The organism is Stenotrophomonas sp. YJH_SMC_40 (assembly GCF_059368615.1).
This window is the reverse complement of sequence record NZ_JCAFRX010000007.1, coordinates 71,134-88,467: the sequence shown is the minus strand read 5'-3', so window position 1 is coordinate 88,467 and position 17,334 is coordinate 71,134. Positions and strand designations below refer to the sequence as shown.

Here is a 17,334-nt window from a genome sequence, read left to right as displayed (position 1 = left end):
CAAGTCGCAAGTGCATTCACGACTTAATCCCCTCCGTCCCCTTTTTGCAGCAGTTGCGCGAGATCATCGCGGAACAGTGCATAGGCCCGTTCGCGGCGCGCGCCATCGCCTTGCCGCAGCACCCACGCCGGGTGCACGGTGGCGTAGCCGCGGGTGCCTTCCTCCAGCGTGTGCCAGCGTCCACGGTCGCGCGACAGATTGAAATCACGGCCAAATACCGAGGCTGCCGCGGTTGCGCCCAGGCAGGCGATGAGCTGCGGCCGCACGCGCGCGATCTCGCCCATCAGCCACGGCCGGCAGGCCTGGATGTGGCGGCTTTCCGGCCGCTTGTGCAGCCGCACCTTGCCACGCCGCTCATGGTGAAAGTGCTTCACCGCGTTGGTCAGGTACAGCGTGGCGCGATCGATTCCCAGCTCGGCCAATGCGCGGTCCAGCAACTGGCCGGCAGGGCCGGCGAACGGCTGGCCGCGCAGATCCTCGGTATCGCCAGGCTGCTCGCCGATCACCATCACCCGCGCATCGGCCGGCCCCTGGCCGAACACCGTCTGCGTGGCGGTCTCCCACAGCGGGCACTGGCGGCAGGCGCTGGCCTGCTGTCGCAGCGTCTGCAGGCTGGCGGTATCTGGGCGCGCTGTCGCAGCGTCCCCTCGCATGGGAATTCTGCGCTGGGGTGCCTGCGCGGGCCGGTCATGCATTTCCTGCACGCGATCGCCCGCATCGCGCACCAGGCGCGGCAGCAGCTGCGCCTCGGGCAGGTGGCGCCAGTATCTGGCCGGCATCTCCTGCATCATCATCCGGGTGTTGAGCCGGGCCGGATTGAAGATGCTGGCGTAATAGGTTTGCCACAGGGCCTCGCGCGCATCCTCGGCCGGAGCGTCCTCGCGGCGTGCGCCGGGGCCGAAGGCCAGCGCCTGTCCATCCCAGGCGACGCTGCGCGAAGGAGTGAGGATCGCCCAGCGCATGCCGGTGAAGCGGCGTGCGAAGAACGGCGCGACCCGGTCGACGATGTGGTGCTGTGGCTCGAACCAGGCGATGAACGCATCAGGTTGGCCGGGCAGCTCGCGGAAGCGCACGAATGCCTTCATCTTGTGCGTGTCACGGCGGACGGCCTGGGCCAATGTCATCGCACGCAGCACATCGGCATCGGCGGGATTGGTCAGCACCGTGCGTTCGCCATGGGTGATCCGCCACAGCAGCCGGTACAGCAGTGACAGGCGCTGCGGTTCGCCATGGCACAGGCAGGTGGCGGCCAGCTCCAGGAATTCGCGCGGGACGCCGGGAACGCTTGCCTGTGCCGCCACCGGTGCCTGCTGCACCGGCGGCGCATCCAGCAGCGATGCCTCGCCGCCTTCGAGCCAGTCCAATTGCTCGGGCCGCACGCCCCGCAGCAGCGCATCACGCGCGCCGTCGCGCCAGGCCTGCAGCGACCACGGCGGATCCACCCGCTGCGACCAGCGCGGCGCGTCAGGCTGCCGGCGGTGCATCGAACAGTGATCCCTGGCGCGGCGGCGGGGCCAGTTGTGCTCGCAGCGCGGCCGGGTCATCCAGTGCCTTGCGCGGGTGATGGTCGGCCAACAGCACGAACGGTAGCAGTTTGCTCATCGGCGCCTTCAGGCGGGCGATATCCGCCACGCGCAGGCGCCCGTGCCGGCGCGCCATCAGCAAGCGCTCTGCATTGCGCACGCCCAGGCCGGGCACCCGCAGCAGCATTTCCTTCGGTGCACGGTTCAGATCGACCGGGAAGCGTTCGGGATGGCGGATCGCCCAGGCCATCTTCGGATCGATCTCCAGATCGAGCATTCCGCCCTGGGTGGTGTCGGTGATCTCGTCCACGCCGTAGCCATAGAAACGCAACAGCCAGTCGGCCTGGTACAGCCGGTGCTCGCGTTGCAGGGGTGGGGGCTGCAGCGGCAGCTGCCGGCTGGCATCGGGAATCGGGCTGAACGCAGAGTAGTAGACCCGGCGCATCCGGTAACTGCCGTACAGGCTGTCGGCGCTGGCCAGGATCTGCTGGTCGTTGGCCCCGTCCGCGCCGACGATCATCTGCGTGCTCTGCCCGGCCGGGGCGAAACGGGGAGGGCGCGGGCGTGCGCTGCGGCTGGCCGTCGGCGCCACCGCTGCGGGGGCCTTGCGCGCCTCCTTGGCTTCCTCGATGCGCCAACGCAGTTCGCCCATCGCGCCGCGTATCGAATGCACCGTCTTCTCCGGCGCCAAGGCGCTCAGCCCGGCTTCGGTCGGCAGTTCGACGTTGATCGACAGGCGGTCGGCGTAACGCCCGGCGCTGGCCAGCAGTTCCGGCGAGGCCTCGGGAATGGTCTTGAGGTGGATGTAGCCGGCGTAGCGGTGTTCTTCGCGCAGTTGCCGCGCTACTTCCACCATCTGCTCCATGGTGTAGTCCGCATTGCGGATGATGCCGCTGGACAGGAACAGGCCCTCGATGTAGTTGCGCTTGTAGAAGTCCAGCGTCAGCGCGACCACCTCGTCCACGCTGAAGCGCGCGCGGGGCACATTGCTGGACACCCGGTTCACGCAGTACGCGCAGTCGTAGACGCAGAAGTTGGTCAGCAGGATCTTCAGCAACGAAACGCAACGGCCATCCGGCGTATAGCTGTGGCAGATGCCCATGCCTTCGGTGCTGCCGATGCCGCCGCTGGTGCGTGAGTCGCGCTTGCCCGAGCCGCTGGAGGCGCAGGAGGCATCGTACTTGGCGGCGTCAGCCAGGATGGCAAGCTTGCGGATGGTTTCCATTGCGGAAACCTACGGATCAGCGGTCTCATTGGATGAGACCGCCGCTGAATCCTTCAGGCTTTCGCCGGGCATGGCCCGGCGCGCGGTCAAAACCCGTGGGTGATGCTCGGCGCGCCGGCCGAGAAATCGGCGTACGGGTCGTGCTCGCCGCTGCTGCCTTCGGACAGGCGGAACTTCAGTGCACGGCTGTCGCGCGAATCGTATGTCAAGCGAGGGTTCCGCCAACGGTAATCTTGGGTTGGCCATAGGGCCGCCAGCCTTGTGGCTTGATGGCTTCGTCGATAAGCGCCCTCAGCTGTCGGATTGAGATGGCGACACCGAGGTTGTTGGGAATGCCTGTGACTGGAAGAAGTGAATGTCCGCTTGGAGACGGGGATTGCACCAGTCGTCCCTCTGTATTGTGAACGTATACTGCGCGGTTGACCCCGATAAGTAACAGTCGGCTCCCTATGACAATGCCTTCAGGGCTTGAGTATGACCCCTCGTTGAAGATGAAAACAGGCGACCCACTCGATCCGCCGAAGATGGCGGCGTCGATCAGGAATTCATCTCTCCCTTGCCATTTTACATGTGGAGTTGTCGCCGTTATGCCTCTTCGAAAAATTGGCCGATTATTTGTGTGATCCCATAGCCCGGTGGGATATCCAACTAGGACGATATCCGAAATGGGTGACAGCGCCTTAAATTGATCTGAGCTGGGGATTATTGAGGCGTCCAACCAAGTGAACGCGGGCTTCAGTTGATTGCGGCTGAAGAAGTTAAGCACCACCCCAATGTTTAGACACGCGAGGTCTACGCCGTTTGGGTGAGTGGTGAGTCGCAGTTCGGCTGTCGTGTGCGAAAACTGGTGATGACTAACTTTACCCGCTGAATCAGTTGCTGAAATGACAAAGCGAATTGTGGTGCTGCTGCCGATGACGTGCTGATTGGTAATGATTAACGGTACAAATGGCTCGCCATCTTGTGGGATCTTTCCGGATTGCCCAACGGCGAAGAAGAATCCCGTTCCAACCCCAGAGTCGCACTCAATTCGCACGGTGCACTGATCCAGGTGCTGAACAATGCTCATCTCTTTCTCGGGCGTGTTCATTGTCAGAACCCGTGGGTGATGCTGGGTGCGCCGGCCGAGAAATCCGCGTATGGGTCATGCTCGCCGCTGCTGCCTTCGGACAAGCGGAACTTCAGTGCCAGGCCATCGCGCGAGTCGGCCGCGCGCAGCGCTTCCTCCTGCTCGATGGTGCCGGCCTTGGCCAGCCGGAACAGGCACTGGTCGAAACTCTCCATGCCCTCTTCCAGCGATGCTTCCATCGCCGCCTTGATCTCGTGCACCTGGCCGCGACGCAGCAGGTCGCGGATCATCGGCGTGTTGAGCAGCACTTCGGTGGCCGGCAGGCGACGGCCTTCCTTGTTCTTCACCAGGCGCTGGCTGATCACCGCACGCAGGTTCAGCGCCAGGTTCATCAGCACGTTCTTGTGCGCGCTTTCCGGGAAGAAGTTGAGGATGCGCTCGATGGTCTGGTCGGCGTTGTTGGAGTGCAGGGTGGCCAGGCACAGGTGACCGGTTTCGGCGAAGGCGATCGCCGCTTCCATCGTCTCTGCGTCCAGGATCTCGCCGATCAGGATCACGTCCGGCGCCTCACGCATCGCGTTCTTCAGCGCGTTGTGGAAGGCATGGGTATCCAGCCCGACCTCGCGCTGGTTGACGATCGACATCTTGTGCTTGTGCAGGTACTCGATCGGGTCTTCGATGGTGAGGATGTGACCGGTGGTGGTGCTGTTGCGGTGGTCGATCATCGACGCCAGCGAGGTGGACTTGCCGGAACCGGTGGACCCCACCACCAGTACCAGCCCGCGTGGGGTCATGATGACGTCCTTCAGCACCTGCGGCAGGTTCAGCTCCTCGATGCTCGGAATCCGGCTGCGGATGGCACGGATGACCATGCCCACTTCGCCGCGCTGCTTGAACACATTGACGCGGAAGCGACCGGCATCGGGCAGGGCGATGGCCATGTTGAGTTCCAGCTCGCGCTCGAACTGCGGCACCTGGCCTTCGTCCATCAGCGAGTAGGCGATCTTCTTGACCATGCCCGGCGGCAGGCCGGTGTTGCCCAGCGGATAGAGCTTCCCCTCGATCTTGATGTAGACCGGTGCCCCGGTGGTCAGAAACATGTCCGAAGCGTTCTTTTCGGTCATCAGCTTCAGGAAGTAGCCGATATCCATTGCGAATTTTCCCCAACGAAACGGCCGACGCCCGTTGCCAGCACGGTGTCGGCTTGACGACAATGGCCGTGAACCGACAACCGGTACGGCCTCCCCAATGAAACGACTTAGCTTCGCACGAATGCGCCACAGCCTGTATGTGATGGCGTTTGCATTCGCACTGTCTGCCCCCGCCTGGGCGCAGGATGGCGCGATGGAACTGGCCCAGGCCCGGCAGGCGGTCGACAAGGCCACCCAGGCCGATGCCGACCAGTACGCCCCGGACCTGATCGGGCTGGCCCGGCAGGGGCTGGAGCAGGCCCAGCGCGCCGCCGGCGACCGCCGCGAGCGCAAGAATGCCCCGGCCATGGCCCTGCGTGCCGCCGCCGATGCCGACCTGGCCCGCGTGCGCAGCGAGGAAGCCACCGTGACCGCCCAGCTGCAGCTGCGCCGCAACGAGGTCAACCAGCTGCAACGCCAGCTGTCGACCGGGGAGGATCGCCGGTGAAGCCGATGACTGCCGCAACCCTGGCCGCGCTGCTGGCGCTGCCGACCCTGGCCGTGGCCGCCGACAACCCGATGGTGGCGCAGCTGAGCCAGCGCCTGATGGCCATCCAGGCCAACCCGGATACCGCTGAGCTGGGCGCCTTCGAGCGCATGCAGGCCCAGCAGGCCATCGCCACCCTGGACAAGGCCAAGCGCCGCGACCAGGAGCTGGCCACCTACCTGGCCGAGCGCCGGGTGGAGATCGCCGAGACGGCGGTGCGTACCGCGCTGGCCGCCCGCGAGGTCGACCGCCTGGAGCGGACCCGCAGCGACCTGCTGATCGAGGCCAGCCGCCGCGATGCCGCGCGTGCCCGGCAGGAAGCCGAACAGCTGCGCATGCAGGCGCAGATGCAGGCCGAGGAGGCTGAACGCCTGCGCCAGGCCGCCGAGGCCGAGACCCTGGCCCGCCAGGACGCCGAGAACGCCCTGACCAGCGTCGCCGGCAAGCAGCAGCAGCGCCTCAGCGCCGCCCAGCAGAACGCCGCCAAGCTCGCCCGCGAGGAAGCCGAGCTGGTGTCCGGTCAGAAGCTGCCGGGCTCGAAGTTCGATGGCCGCGGCGAGGTCTTCACCTTCCGTGGCGATGCGTTTGCCGCCGGCGCCTCCAGCCTGTCCGGCGGCGCCCGCAACCAGGCCAAGGCGTTGGCCGAATACCTGAACATCGGCAAGAAGGGCCGCCTGCGCATCGAGGCTTACGACAGTGCCAACGGCGTAGGCCAGAAGCGTGCCGAGGCCCTGCGCGATGCCCTGGTTGCGGCGGGTGTCGCGAGCAACCGGATCCAGCTTGCCGGCAAGAAGGCGGCCTCCACCCAGGCACGTTCGGCCGAGGTCATCATCGCCCCGTAATTGCTTGATATTGTTTGTTTTTCGTTGTGATGAGCATTCAGCCTGAACCCCGCCTCGGCGGGGTTCGGTCTTTTTGACGCAGGGGTCTTGTACCCCGCCTTTAGCAGGCGTAGGGTCAATCGTCCGGGACGCAATGCCGCGGACCGGACGATGGGAGGGCCGGGCCGATGCAAGCAGGGCGCGAACCGCAGCAGATCGACGTGCGCAGGCCAGTGCTGCAGGTCGTTGCAGGCGTCCAGGTGGCCATCGACCGGCGCTCCTCCATGAACAACGCCCCGTGCCTTGCGGCCGGGGCGTTCGTGTATCTGTCGAAGGAGGTCCATCATGTTTGAAGATCAGCCCCAGAGCGAGATCGACGCACGTCGCGCGCGTGATCCGGAGTTCAGGGCACTCCATGACCAGCACCGCAAGTTGAACAAGAAGTGCATGGACGCGGAGTTGGGTGTACTCCCGATCGATGATGTCACCCTGGGTCGCATGAAGCGCGAGAAGCTGCTGGCCAAGCAACGACTTCTGCGAATGTACGAAACACCGCTCCCAACGACGTCCCCCACGCTTTGACGCACCCCGTCACGCCTGGAACGGCGTGACCCGGCCATCGATGGCCCCGCCGGGCGCTCCTGCCCCGGCATCGCGGCACCGCCGATGAGGCGGCCGCGCCAAGGCACCACAGGCGGTGGTGCCTTGGCCTGCAGGCACAACTCACCGATGCGGGCGGTACCGGTCTCCTCGTCGATCCGGGGCCGTCCGCATCTCTTTCTGCGGGCTTGCGGCCCGTCTCCGCGCCGACCTGACATTCATCGCCATCCGACGGATAATCATCGGTCCGGCCCCCTGCGGCGCGAACCGAAAGTCCTCCGAATGCCCATTCATTCTTCCGTCCTCGAACTCATCGGCCAGACCCCGATCGTCAAGGCCCAGCGCCTGGACACCGGCGTCTGCGAGCTCTACCTGAAGCTCGAAAGCGCCAACCCGGGTGGATCGATCAAGGATCGCATCGGCCTGTCGATGATCGAGGCGGCGGAGCAGCGCGGCGACCTGAAGCCGGGTGCGACCCTGGTCGAGGGTACCGCCGGCAACACCGGGCTGGGCCTGGCCCTGGTCGCGCAGCAGAAGGGTTACAAGCTGATCCTGGTCGTTCCCGACAAGATGAGCCGCGAGAAGATCTTCAACCTGAAGGCGATGGGCGCCGAAGTCCGCCTGACCCGCTCGGACGTGGCCAAGGGCCATCCGGAGTACTACCAGGACCTGGCCAAGACCATCGCCGAGCAGACCCCGGGCGCCTACTTCATCAACCAGTTCGGCAACCCGGACAACCCGGCCGCGCATGAATTCGGTACCGGCCCGGAGATCTTGGAGCAGATGGGCGGCGACCTCGACGCCATCGTGTTCGGCTGCGGCAGCTCCGGCACCATGACCGGCCTGTCGCGTGCCTTCGCCAAGCTGTCGCCGAAGACCGAGCTGGTGCTGGCCGATCCGGTCGGCTCGATCCTGGCCGAATACATCAATGACGGCGTGCTCAACGACAAGTCGGGCAGCTGGCTGGTGGAGGGCATCGGCGAGGACTTCCTGCCGTCGATCTCCGACTTCAGCCGCGTCAAGAAGGCCTATGCCATCAGCGACGCCGAGAGCTTCCACACCGCGCGTGAACTGCTGGGCAAGGAAGGTATCCTCGGCGGCTCGTCCACCGGCACCCTGCTGGCCGCTGCGCTGAAGTACTGCAAGGAGCAGACCACGCCGAAGAAGGTGCTGGTGCTGGTCTGCGATACCGGCAACAAGTACCTGTCGAAGATGTACAACGACTACTGGATGCTGGACAACGGCTTCCTGGAGCGCCCGCAGCACGGTGACCTCCGCGACCTGATCCTGCGCCCGTACGGCCAGCGCGACACCGTGGTGATCGGCCCGAACGACCTGCTGACCACCGCCTACCAGCGCATGAAGCTGTACGACGTGTCGCAGCTGCCGGTGATGGACGGTGACCAGCTGGTCGGCATCGTCGACGAAAGCGACGTGCTGCTGCACGTCTATGGTGACGAAGCGCGTTTCCGCGACACCGTCGCCACGGCGATGGTCAGCAAGCTGGACCGGCTGGACGTGAAGTCGCCGATCGAGGCGCTGCTGCCGGTGTTCGACCGCGGCCAGGTGGCGATCGTGATGGACGGCAACGCCTTCCTGGGCCTGATCACCCGTATCGACCTGCTGAACTATCTGCGCCGTCGCGTGCAGTAGACCGAAGATACATGCAGATCGTCACAGATCGCTGCTGAATTCAGGTTTATCTGCGTCAAAGGTCATTAAGGCCCCGCTGGTAGACTCCCGATCCTTTGACGGCGCCGCAGGTCGGCGCCATTCAGGAAACGACATGTCCAACTCCTCTTCGACCGACCGTGCGCTGGCCCTGGCTACCCTGGCCATCCACGGCGGCCAGTCGCCCGATCCGAGCACCGGCGCAGTGATGCCGCCGATCTATGCCACCTCGACCTACGCCCAGTCCAGCCCGGGCGAGCACCAGGGTTTCGAGTACTCGCGTACCCACAACCCGACCCGCTTCGCCTACGAGCGCTGCGTGGCATCGCTGGAAGGCGGCACCCGCGGCTTCGCGTTCGCGTCCGGGATGGCGGCCAGCTCGACGGTGATCGAGCTGCTGGATGCCGGCAGCCACGTGGTGGCGATGGATGACATCTACGGTGGCAGCTTCCGCCTGTTCGAGCGCGTGCGTCGCCGCACCGCCGGGCTGGATTTCAGTTTCGTCGATCTGACCGATCTGGCTGCGTTCGAGGCATCGATCACGTCGAAGACGAAGATGGTCTGGATTGAGACCCCGACCAACCCGATGCTGAAGATCGTCGACATCGCCGCGGTCGCTGCCATCGCCAAGCGCCATGGCCTGATCGTGGTGGTGGACAACACCTTTGCTTCGCCGATGCTGCAGCGCCCGCTGGAACTGGGGGCCGATCTGGTCCTGCATTCGGCCACCAAGTACCTCAATGGCCACTCGGACATGGTCGGTGGCATGGTGGTGGTGGGCGACAACGCCGAACTGGCCGAGCAGATGGCCTTCCTGCAGAACTCGGTGGGGGGCGTGCAGGGCCCGTTCGACAGCTTCCTGGCCCTGCGTGGCCTGAAGACCCTGCCGCTGCGCATGAGGGCGCACTGCGCCAACGCGATGGCCCTCGCCCAGTGGCTGGAGAAGCACCCGGCGGTGGAGAAGGTGATCTATCCGGGCCTGCCGTCGCACCCGCAGCATGCGCTGGCCGGCAAGCAGATGGCCGGCTATGGCGGCATCGTCTCGATCGTGCTCAAGGGCGGTTTCGAGGCGGCCAAGCGCTTCTGCGAGAAGACCGAGCTGTTCACCCTGGCCGAGTCGCTGGGCGGCGTGGAAAGCCTGGTCAACCACCCGGCGGTGATGACCCACGCCTCGATCCCGGTGGCGCGCCGCGAACAGCTGGGCATCAGTGATGCGCTGGTGCGGTTGAGCGTGGGTGTGGAGGAACTGGGGGACCTGCAGGTGGATCTGGAGCGGGCACTGGCGTGAGCGCGCTTTCCTCGGCAACTGCAACGCCCGCCTTCTCTGCTCAAGTCGGCCGCCCGAACCCCAAGACGAACTCATGACTGACATGCATACCCATTCAGCAGGGCCTGCCGCTCTTCTGACCTCGCTGTTGAAGCACGGTTCGCTGATCTATCAATTGGCCAAGCGTGAAATTGCCGCCCGCTACCGTGGCTCCCTGGCTGGACTTGCCTGGTCGTTCTTTACGCCGCTTCTGATGCTCGCGGTCTACACGCTGGTGTTCTCTTCGATCTTCAAGGTTCGTTGGGCAAGTGGTGCGGCACAATCCACGGGTGAGTTTGCCTTGATCCTTTTCGTTGGCTTGATGATCCATGGGTTCTTTGCCGATTGCATCAATCGCGCCCCGGCCCTGGTTCTGTCCAATGTCAGCTACGTGAAGAAGGTAGTCTTCCCGCTGGAAATCCTTCCGTGGGTTTCCGTTGCATCGGCGCTGTTCCATCTGTGCATCAGCGTGGTGGTGCTGCTGGTGGTGCAGTTCGCCATGGTCCAGTACCTGCCCTGGACTGCGCTGTTGCTGCCGGTACTGTTGCTCCCTCTGTTGTTGATGACGGTGGCATTCACCTATCTCTTCGCTGCCGTCGGCGTCTACCTTCGCGATATCGGCCAGCTGACCGTGATGATCACCACGGTGCTCTTTTTCCTGTCACCCATCGTGTATCCCACCTCCAGCCTCCCGGAGCAGTTCCGTGGCTGGATTCAGTTCAGTCCCATCACCTATCCGGTGGAGCAGGCACGCAGGATTCTGATCTTCGGCGAACTCCCGGAAATCTCAGGGTGGTTCCTGTCCATGGCGGTTGCGTTGGTACTGCTGAGCTTTGCTTTCTATGTCTACCAGAAGACCCGCCGAGGATTTGCTGATGTCCTCTGATACCAATGCAGCCGGCAGCGTGCAGGCGTTGCAGGAGCGGCCCGTGGCCATCCACGTGGAATCGCTGTCCAAGCTTTACCAGATCTATGAGCATCCGCGTGACCGGCTGAAGCAGTTCGTGCTGCCCCGCGTATCCGGGCTCATGGGGCGGCCACGACGCGACTATTTCCGTGAGTACTGGGCATTGCAGGATGTCAGCTTCGACGTGCGCCGCGGAGAGGCTGTCGGCATCGTCGGCCGCAACGGCGCGGGCAAATCGACGCTCCTGCAGCTTATCTGTGGAACGCTGACACCAACGGCAGGCAGCGCGCATATCCACGGGCGCGTGGCGGCACTGCTTGAGCTCGGCGCAGGCTTCAACCCTGAATTCACCGGGCGCGAAAACGTCTACATGAGTGCCACTCTGTTGGGCCTGACCCGGCAGGAGATCGACGAACGTTACGAAGATATCGTTGCCTTCGCTGATATCGGTGATTTCGTCAATCAGCCGGTGAAGGTGTATTCGAGCGGTATGTATGTGCGGCTCGCCTTCGCCGTGATTGCTCACGTCGACGCCGATATCATGATCGTGGACGAAGCCCTGGCTGTCGGCGACAGCGTATTCGTGCAGAAATGCATGCGATTCCTGCGCTCGTTCCGCGAGCGCGGAACCCTGCTGTTTGTAAGCCACGATACCGGCTCGGTCCTGAATTTCTGCGACCGCGCAATCTGGCTCGACAAGGGCCACGTTCGCATGCACGCATCGGCACAGGACGTGGTCACCGAGTACATCGAGTACTGTGCTCAGGAAGTGTACGGCGAAGCAGTCAAGCTCAAGAGCATCAAGAACGAGCGACGCAAGGACGACGCGTCTCCGGAGCGCCGGAAGGAAAGCCAGGTTGAGGAAGAAACCAAGCTCACGCTGTTCTCCAACATCCACAATTCCGACGGCTGGACATCCGAGGCTGCCCGGATCGAATCGGTCGAGCTGTTGGATCGCGACCTGCGGCCCCTGAACGTGTTCCGTGGCGGCGAACAGGTAACGCTGAGGATTCGTGCGTCGGCCGTTCGCGCCCTCGAAAGCACCATCATCGGCTTCTTCGTCAAGGACCGCCTGGGGCAGTCCCTTTTCGGTGAGCACACCTATACCTATGTCCCGCAGCCCTGTTCGATGGCGGCGGGGGAGACGCTGGAAGCCGAGTTCGATTTCAGCATTCCACTGCTGCCTGACGGTGACTATTCGATGACGGTTTCCATTGCAGAGGGCAACCCCTGGGATAATGTCCAGCATCATTGGCTGCATGACGCCGTATTGATCAAGGTCGCATCGACCAAGCTGCGCTATGGCCTGGTCGGGATCCCGTTCGAGCGTGTTGCGGTGAAGTCGCTGGGCGTCGGTGGGGAGTCCGCATGACCACTTCCCATATTCCTGAAACCATCGTGCATGACCCGCGCATCCAGGTAGGTCGGTTCACCTACGGAAGCCCGAACTTCCGCATCTGGGCAGAGCATGAATCCATCACCATCGGTGCGTTCTGCTCCATCGCTGACGAAGTTGCCATTTTCGGCGGCGGTGAGCACAACGCGCAGTGGGTCACGACGTTCCCCTTGCGGATCGCGCTTGGCCACCCGGATGCGCTGGCCGACGGTCACCCTGCCACGCGTGGCCCAACCCGCATTGGCAACGATGTGTGGATAGGGCATGGCGCGACGATCATGTCAGGGGTGACCGTGGGTAACGGTGCCATCATTGGCGCACGGGCGGTCGTGGCCAAGGACGTTCCGCCCTACGCGGTCGTGGTAGGCAATCCCGCCCGTGTGGTTCGCTACCGCTTTGATGACGAGCAGATCCAGGCTCTGCAGCGGATCCAGTGGTGGAACTGGCCGATTGAGAGAATATCCGAGATGGTCCCATTGCTTTGCGGTGGGGCGGTAGAGCAGTTCATTGCCAGTGCGCAGGCCAAAGAAGAACAGGAAAACGGACGATGATCGAACTGAACAATTCTGCCTTCATCAGGCCGTTGAAGCTGCCGCCGAGTGCCTGGCATGGCCATATCCCGTTTGCGGGCTGGATAACCGAGGCGCTGCGTCCGGCGATGTTTGTTGAGCTGGGAACCCACTACGGTGCGTCCTATCTCAGCTTCTGCCAGACGATCCAGGAACTGGGCCTCGACTCGCGCGCCTATGCCGTGGATACCTGGGAGGGGGATGAACATGCCGCTTTCTATGGGAACTCTGTCTACGCAGGACTGAGCGAATACCATGACAGCAAGTACGATGATTTCTCGAAGCTGCTGCGCTGCACGTTTGATCAGGCGTTGGGGAAGTTCGAAGATGGCAGTGTCGATCTCCTGCACATTGACGGTCTCCATACCTACGAGGCCGTTCGCCACGATTTTGAAAGCTGGAAGCCCAAGCTTTCCAGTCGCGCGGTAGTCCTGTTCCATGACACGCAGGAGCGTCAGGGTGACTTCGGGGTCTGGCGCCTGTGGGCCGAGCTCTCTTCCCAGTATCCGTCCTTTGAATTCAGGCACTCGCATGGGCTTGGTGTCCTGGTGGTCGGTGAGAATGCTCCGGACGCTGTAAAGGCGCTGGGAACACTTGATGGTCACCAGCGCAATCTCGTTACCCATCTGTTCGCAGCACTGGGCCACGCCGTTGCGATGGCCTACGCACGAGACTGGTGGCGGAACGAAGTGCACGCGCTTGGCGGCAAGGTTGCAAACCTTGAAGGCGAGCTGGCGTATGTGCGCGCCGAACACGAGCGCAGCATCGCCGCGGTGAACGAGAAAACCCAGCAGTTGCATCACGCAGGTGAGCAGCTGGCAGCATTGCAGGGTGCCGCCGATGACTCGCACGGGCGGCATGAACTTGCAACGGCCATTGCCGCGCTGGAAGCGGAGCTGGAGAGCGCCGAGGCAGAGCGGGACGTCTTGCTGCGCAAGGTCGAGGAGATCTCGCACAACCTTGGCAAGGAACGCGAACAGGCGGTTGCCGCCCAGGCCGAGTGCCGCGCCAAGGTGCTGGCACTGGCTGCTCTAGAGGCGGAAAAGGCCTCGGCACTGGCTGCGCTGGAGGCGGAAAAGGCCTCGGCGCTGGCTGCATTGGAGGCGGACAAGTCTTCGGCGTTGGCTGCGCTGGAAGCGGACAAGGCGTCTGCGCTTGCCGCGCTGGAAGGGAAGATTGCCCAGGAGCGTGAGGCGCACGCTGCTGTCGCTGCCAGTCTTGAGGCAGAGCGGGCCGCCCACCAGCGTTCCATCGCGGCCCATGAAAGCGAATCGGCCTTGCGGCTGCGGGAACGCGAGCAGGGACTGCAGGAGGTCGGCATGCGGCGCAAGCGACTCCTCAGTGACATCAAGGACCGTGATGATCTCATTGCATCGCTCACGCGGGATCTTCATCAGGCGCAGCAACGTTCCGAGACAATTGGCGCCAAAGTCGGGCGCGCGTTCGAGCGCATCCACCAGCGCTGGAATGCGCAGGGCGGGTTGCGGGCGCGGGCGCTGAACTGGGGCATCCGCAAGGCCGAGGCACGTTATGCCCGTTCATTGGGCCGTGAGCAGCAGTCTGCCGGGGGCGTTGCATTGACCCGGGCGCAGGCAGGGTTCAACCCTGCGCTGCGTGCGGATTGTCAGGATCTCGCGGATTACATCGGTGCCACCGAATTGTCTCCGCAGGCATTGGCCGAGCAGGCGGTCGCCGCGAAGGCGTTCACCTATCGCCCGCGGGTGTCGCTGATCATTCCCATCTACAAGGTTCCGCGCCAGGTGCTGGACGAAACACTGCAGAGTGTCGAGTTGCAGACCTATGGGGAATGGGAGACCTGCCTGGCGTGGGCCGATGTGGACGACCTGGATGGTTGGGAATGGTTGAAGCAGCGCTGCGCGTCCGAGCCGCGGCACAAAGCGATACTGCTGGCCGCCAACGGCGGTATTTCAGAGAACTCCAATGCCGCCCTCGAACATGCGGAAGGGGAGTTCGTCGCGCTGCTCGATCATGACGACACCATCACGCCCTGGGCGTTGTACGACATGGTGGCCGCACTGCAGCAGGGTGGGACCGACGTCGACTTCCTGTACTCGGACAAGGATTCCATCAACGCCGACGGCACCTGCCGGATGAATGCACTGTACAAGCCGCAGTGGAGTCCGGAAATGCTGCACTCGGTGAACTACCTGACCCATTTGAACCTCATGCGAACCTCGGTGGTCCGCCAGGTAGGTGCCTGGGACAAGGAGACCGATGGTGCCCAGGATTGGGACATCTTCTTCCGCGTGACCTCTGCCGCGCGCAGGATCGTGCACGTGCCGTCGATTCATTACCACTGGCGCATCCTGCCGACGTCCACGGCATCCGGGTTGCAGACCAAACCGTACGCGATCATGGGCCAGCTGCGTACGCAGAAGAACTATTTCGCCAGCCGTGGTCTGCCTGCGCAGGTGAAGCGGACCGATCAGGGGTTGTTCCACATTACTTGGCCGAAGCTTGCCTCGGCTTCCGAGGTGGTGGTCATCCAGCACGGTACCGCAGAGCAGCTGGTACATACTCTGAACCTTCTGCTGGTGTCCGATCTTTCCAGCATCAGCCGCATTCATGCTGTTCACGTGGGCGAGGCCGGTGCCGAACTGCAGGCATTTGCGAATCTGCCCGACAGCCGTTTCGTGCTTCGCCGGCAGGATGCGTTCACCTGGTCGGCGGTGGCCGATTGGCTGGACGCTTCCTCGGCAGGCGTCGTGCTGATTGATGGCCGGGCTGTGGGTCTGTCGGAGGGGTTGCTGAACGAGCTGCTGGGTTGGGTTCATCACCACCCGGACATTGCATGGACGTCTGCCCTGGCGGTGAGCGAGGACGGCCGGGTGGTCGAGGCTGGTCGCGTCGTAGCGGCCGACGGGAGCAGTGCCCCGCTGTTCAATGGGGCACATCCCCATGAATATGGCTGGTTTGGTGGCGCCCAGTGGTATCGGAACATGAGAGCGGCGTCCCCATTTGCGATTGCGTTTAAGATGACGAAGTTCCAAACTGTGTCACGTTTTCTGGGCGGAGACGGCGAAATGCGACACGCATTCACGCGCATCTGTACCGGGAGCATCGAATCGGGCGGCGGAAGAGGCTTGATCGATCCATTTGCTGTGGTCTACATGCCTCCCGGCACGCAGGCTGCCTGGTCCAACGACGGCGAACAGTATCGAGATGACCCTTATTTCAACCCGGCGTTCCGACAGGTCAGTCCGCTGAGGCTCAACAAATGAAAAAAAGGATTCTTTCGGCCGTTCGCGCGCTGCGTGGTGATCGTGTCGTTCCTGCAAACGCGTCGATCTGGGCGGGTTATACCAATGATGCACTGGCCCTGGCGCAGATCATCGATCTGGATGTGGCCAATCTGTCGCAGCAGCAGCAGCATCCCGAGCGCGTTGCCGCAGATCCTTCCAGTCGCGTGTGCGCCTGGTATCTGCCTTATTTCGACAATCCGTTCTACGGCGGGGTGATGACCATTCTTCGCCTTGCTGAAAGCCTGCACCGCCGTTCCGGGATGAAGCAGCGCTTTCTCATCTGCGGGCAGGCCGAGCCTTTGGCGATGCAGGCCAGCATTGGCAAGGCGTTCCCCGGATTGGCAGGCTCGGAAGTGATCGTGCTGGACAGTGCCGAGAAGATCCGCCAGATTCCGCCCTCGGACTACTCCGTGGCCACCCTGTGGACCACTGCCTATGTGTTGGTTGGAGTGCAGAACACCGGTCTGAAGTTCTACATGATGCAGGACTTTGAACCCGCGTTCTATCCGGCAGGCAGTACCTACGCGCAGGCGGAATTCACCTACAGCTTTGGATTCCTGGGTATCTGCAACACGCAGACGCTCAAGGAAATCTATGAACAGCAGTACGGCGGTTCCGCAGTGCTGCTGCAACCCAGCGTTGATACCACGGTGTTCCACCCTGGTAATGGCGAGCGTGATGACCATGCATCGGTCAAGCGCCTGTTCTACTACGCCCGCCCCGGCACCCCGCGCAATGCATTCGAGTTGGCCGCAGCCGCGTTGCGCAAGGTCAAGGCGCAGATGGGCGATCGTGTGCAGATCATCTGCGCCGGTACCGGCTGGGATCCGGCAGAATTCAATCTGGTCGGAGTGGTCGAAAGCGTGGGGCTGTTGCCCTATCGCGAGACGGGCAATCTCTACCGCAGCTGCCATGCCGGCTTTGTCATGATGATGACCAAGCATCCGTCGTACCTGCCGTTCGAGCTGATGGCATGTGGGACGACGGTGGTGACCAATCACAATGAAGCCAATACCTGGCTGTTGCGCGACGGCAGCAACTGCTTGCTGTCGCCGCCTACGGCCAACTGCCTGGCACAGACCCTGGTCTACGCCTTGGAGAACCACGTGGAGCTGGAGGGTATGCGCCAGACCGCCGCAGAGGAAATGAAGCAGCGCTCGGGTTGGGAGGAAAGCCTTTCCCGCGTCGCCAGCTTCATGGATGCACCGGTGTTCGCTCCACCGACAGCCTCGATTGGTACCCGTTTCCATGCTTTGGCCAATCGCAAAGCTGGTTGATTCAGACGCGTTGCAAAAACCACTCACTTA

The 17,334-nt window shown here is 63.3% G+C and carries 15 protein-coding genes; 10 read left to right on the top strand and 5 right to left on the bottom strand.

Annotated features, from left to right (window positions below; all coding sequences use genetic code 11):
- Positions 1-23: 23 nt before the first annotated feature.
- The 5 genes from AC5P6X_RS14645 to AC5P6X_RS14625 form a co-directional block, all read right to left on the bottom strand.
- Positions 24-1,484 carry a UdgX family uracil-DNA binding protein gene (locus AC5P6X_RS14645; RefSeq protein ID WP_149500695.1) on the bottom strand — a complete coding sequence of 487 codons (1,461 nt, stop codon included), beginning with the start codon at positions 1,482-1,484 and terminating at the stop codon, positions 24-26.
- Positions 1,465-2,748 (bottom strand): putative DNA modification/repair radical SAM protein, encoded by a 1,284-nt coding sequence (locus tag AC5P6X_RS14640; RefSeq protein ID WP_149500696.1) that lies wholly within the window; start codon positions 2,746-2,748, stop codon positions 1,465-1,467. The genes AC5P6X_RS14645 and AC5P6X_RS14640 overlap by 20 nt, the downstream gene beginning before the upstream one ends.
- 86 nt (positions 2,749-2,834) lie before the next feature.
- The gene (locus tag AC5P6X_RS14635) at positions 2,835-2,957 is read right to left on the bottom strand and encodes a hypothetical protein (protein ID WP_265411826.1); all 123 of its coding nucleotides are present in this window, start codon (positions 2,955-2,957) and stop codon (positions 2,835-2,837) included.
- On the bottom strand, positions 2,954-3,838 hold the full coding sequence (locus AC5P6X_RS14630; RefSeq protein WP_149500697.1) for a S1 family peptidase: 885 nt from the start codon (positions 3,836-3,838) through the stop codon (positions 2,954-2,956). The genes AC5P6X_RS14635 and AC5P6X_RS14630 overlap by 4 nt, the downstream gene beginning before the upstream one ends.
- Positions 3,839-3,840: 2 nt before the next feature.
- Entirely contained in the window at positions 3,841-4,968 is a 1,128-nt protein-coding gene (locus AC5P6X_RS14625) for a PilT/PilU family type 4a pilus ATPase (RefSeq protein ID WP_004141526.1), read from the bottom strand.
- A 121-nt stretch (positions 4,969-5,089) separates the two neighbouring features.
- Here AC5P6X_RS14625 and AC5P6X_RS14620 point away from each other — a divergent pair, with 121 nt between their 5' ends.
- The 10 genes from AC5P6X_RS14620 (at position 5,090) to AC5P6X_RS14575 (ending at position 17,304) form a co-directional block, all read left to right on the top strand.
- Positions 5,090-5,455 (top strand): DUF4398 domain-containing protein, encoded by a 366-nt coding sequence (locus tag AC5P6X_RS14620; RefSeq protein ID WP_005407961.1) that lies wholly within the window; start codon positions 5,090-5,092, stop codon positions 5,453-5,455.
- Positions 5,452-6,336 carry an OmpA family protein gene (locus AC5P6X_RS14615; RefSeq protein WP_005407962.1) on the top strand — a complete coding sequence of 295 codons (885 nt, stop codon included), beginning with the start codon at positions 5,452-5,454 and terminating at the stop codon, positions 6,334-6,336. Before AC5P6X_RS14620 ends, AC5P6X_RS14615 begins: the two co-directional genes overlap by 4 nt.
- A 324-nt stretch (positions 6,337-6,660) precedes the next feature.
- Positions 6,661-6,897: an HP1242/YdcH family protein gene (locus AC5P6X_RS14610; protein WP_005407964.1), complete on the top strand. Its 237-nt coding sequence runs from the start codon at positions 6,661-6,663 to the stop codon at positions 6,895-6,897.
- Positions 6,898-7,197: 300 nt separating this feature from the next.
- On the top strand, positions 7,198-8,568 hold the full coding sequence (locus AC5P6X_RS14605) for a pyridoxal-phosphate dependent enzyme (protein ID WP_005407965.1): 1,371 nt from the start codon (positions 7,198-7,200) through the stop codon (positions 8,566-8,568).
- Positions 8,569-8,701: 133 nt separating this feature from the next.
- Positions 8,702-9,874, top strand: coding sequence for a cystathionine gamma-synthase (locus AC5P6X_RS14600; RefSeq protein WP_099604979.1), 1,173 nt, complete (start codon positions 8,702-8,704; stop codon positions 9,872-9,874).
- A gap of 73 nt (positions 9,875-9,947) precedes the next feature.
- On the top strand, positions 9,948-10,778 hold the full coding sequence (locus AC5P6X_RS14595; protein WP_197605472.1) for an ABC transporter permease: 831 nt from the start codon (positions 9,948-9,950) through the stop codon (positions 10,776-10,778).
- Positions 10,768-12,171, top strand: coding sequence for an ABC transporter ATP-binding protein (locus AC5P6X_RS14590; protein ID WP_108270397.1), 1,404 nt, complete (start codon positions 10,768-10,770; stop codon positions 12,169-12,171). Before AC5P6X_RS14595 ends, AC5P6X_RS14590 begins: the two co-directional genes overlap by 11 nt.
- A complete protein-coding gene (locus AC5P6X_RS14585) occupies positions 12,168-12,746 on the top strand; it encodes a CatB-related O-acetyltransferase (protein WP_099604982.1) in 579 nt (192 codons plus the stop codon). Before AC5P6X_RS14590 ends, AC5P6X_RS14585 begins: the two co-directional genes overlap by 4 nt.
- Positions 12,743-16,006 carry a class I SAM-dependent methyltransferase gene (locus tag AC5P6X_RS14580; protein ID WP_495215511.1) on the top strand — a complete coding sequence of 1,088 codons (3,264 nt, stop codon included), beginning with the start codon at positions 12,743-12,745 and terminating at the stop codon, positions 16,004-16,006. Before AC5P6X_RS14585 ends, AC5P6X_RS14580 begins: the two co-directional genes overlap by 4 nt.
- 122 nt (positions 16,007-16,128) lie before the next feature.
- Entirely contained in the window at positions 16,129-17,304 is a 1,176-nt protein-coding gene (locus tag AC5P6X_RS14575) for a glycosyltransferase family 4 protein (RefSeq protein ID WP_158230906.1), read from the top strand.
- The last annotated feature ends 30 nt before the right edge of the window (positions 17,305-17,334 follow it).

What these genes read in the sequence shown, in the direction of transcription:
- AC5P6X_RS14580 (WP_495215511.1), top strand. Translation starts at nt 12,743, where the DNA reads ATGATCGAACTGAACAATTCTGCCTTCATCAGGCCGTTGAAGCTGCCG.
- AC5P6X_RS14595 (WP_197605472.1), top strand. Translation starts at nt 9,948, where the DNA reads ATGACTGACATGCATACCCATTCAGCAGGGCCTGCCGCTCTTCTGACC.
- AC5P6X_RS14590 (WP_108270397.1), top strand. Translation starts at nt 10,768, where the DNA reads ATGTCCTCTGATACCAATGCAGCCGGCAGCGTGCAGGCGTTGCAGGAG.
- AC5P6X_RS14625 (WP_004141526.1), bottom strand. Translation starts at nt 4,968, where the DNA reads ATGGATATCGGCTACTTCCTGAAGCTGATGACCGAAAAGAACGCTTCG.
- AC5P6X_RS14645 (WP_149500695.1), bottom strand. Translation starts at nt 1,484, where the DNA reads ATGCACCGCCGGCAGCCTGACGCGCCGCGCTGGTCGCAGCGGGTGGAT.
- AC5P6X_RS14585 (WP_099604982.1), top strand. Translation starts at nt 12,168, where the DNA reads ATGACCACTTCCCATATTCCTGAAACCATCGTGCATGACCCGCGCATC.
- AC5P6X_RS14600 (WP_099604979.1), top strand. Translation starts at nt 8,702, where the DNA reads ATGTCCAACTCCTCTTCGACCGACCGTGCGCTGGCCCTGGCTACCCTG.
- AC5P6X_RS14610 (WP_005407964.1), top strand. Translation starts at nt 6,661, where the DNA reads ATGTTTGAAGATCAGCCCCAGAGCGAGATCGACGCACGTCGCGCGCGT.
- AC5P6X_RS14605 (WP_005407965.1), top strand. Translation starts at nt 7,198, where the DNA reads ATGCCCATTCATTCTTCCGTCCTCGAACTCATCGGCCAGACCCCGATC.
- AC5P6X_RS14640 (WP_149500696.1), bottom strand. Translation starts at nt 2,748, where the DNA reads ATGGAAACCATCCGCAAGCTTGCCATCCTGGCTGACGCCGCCAAGTAC.
- AC5P6X_RS14630 (WP_149500697.1), bottom strand. Translation starts at nt 3,838, where the DNA reads ATGAACACGCCCGAGAAAGAGATGAGCATTGTTCAGCACCTGGATCAG.
- AC5P6X_RS14620 (WP_005407961.1), top strand. Translation starts at nt 5,090, where the DNA reads ATGCGCCACAGCCTGTATGTGATGGCGTTTGCATTCGCACTGTCTGCC.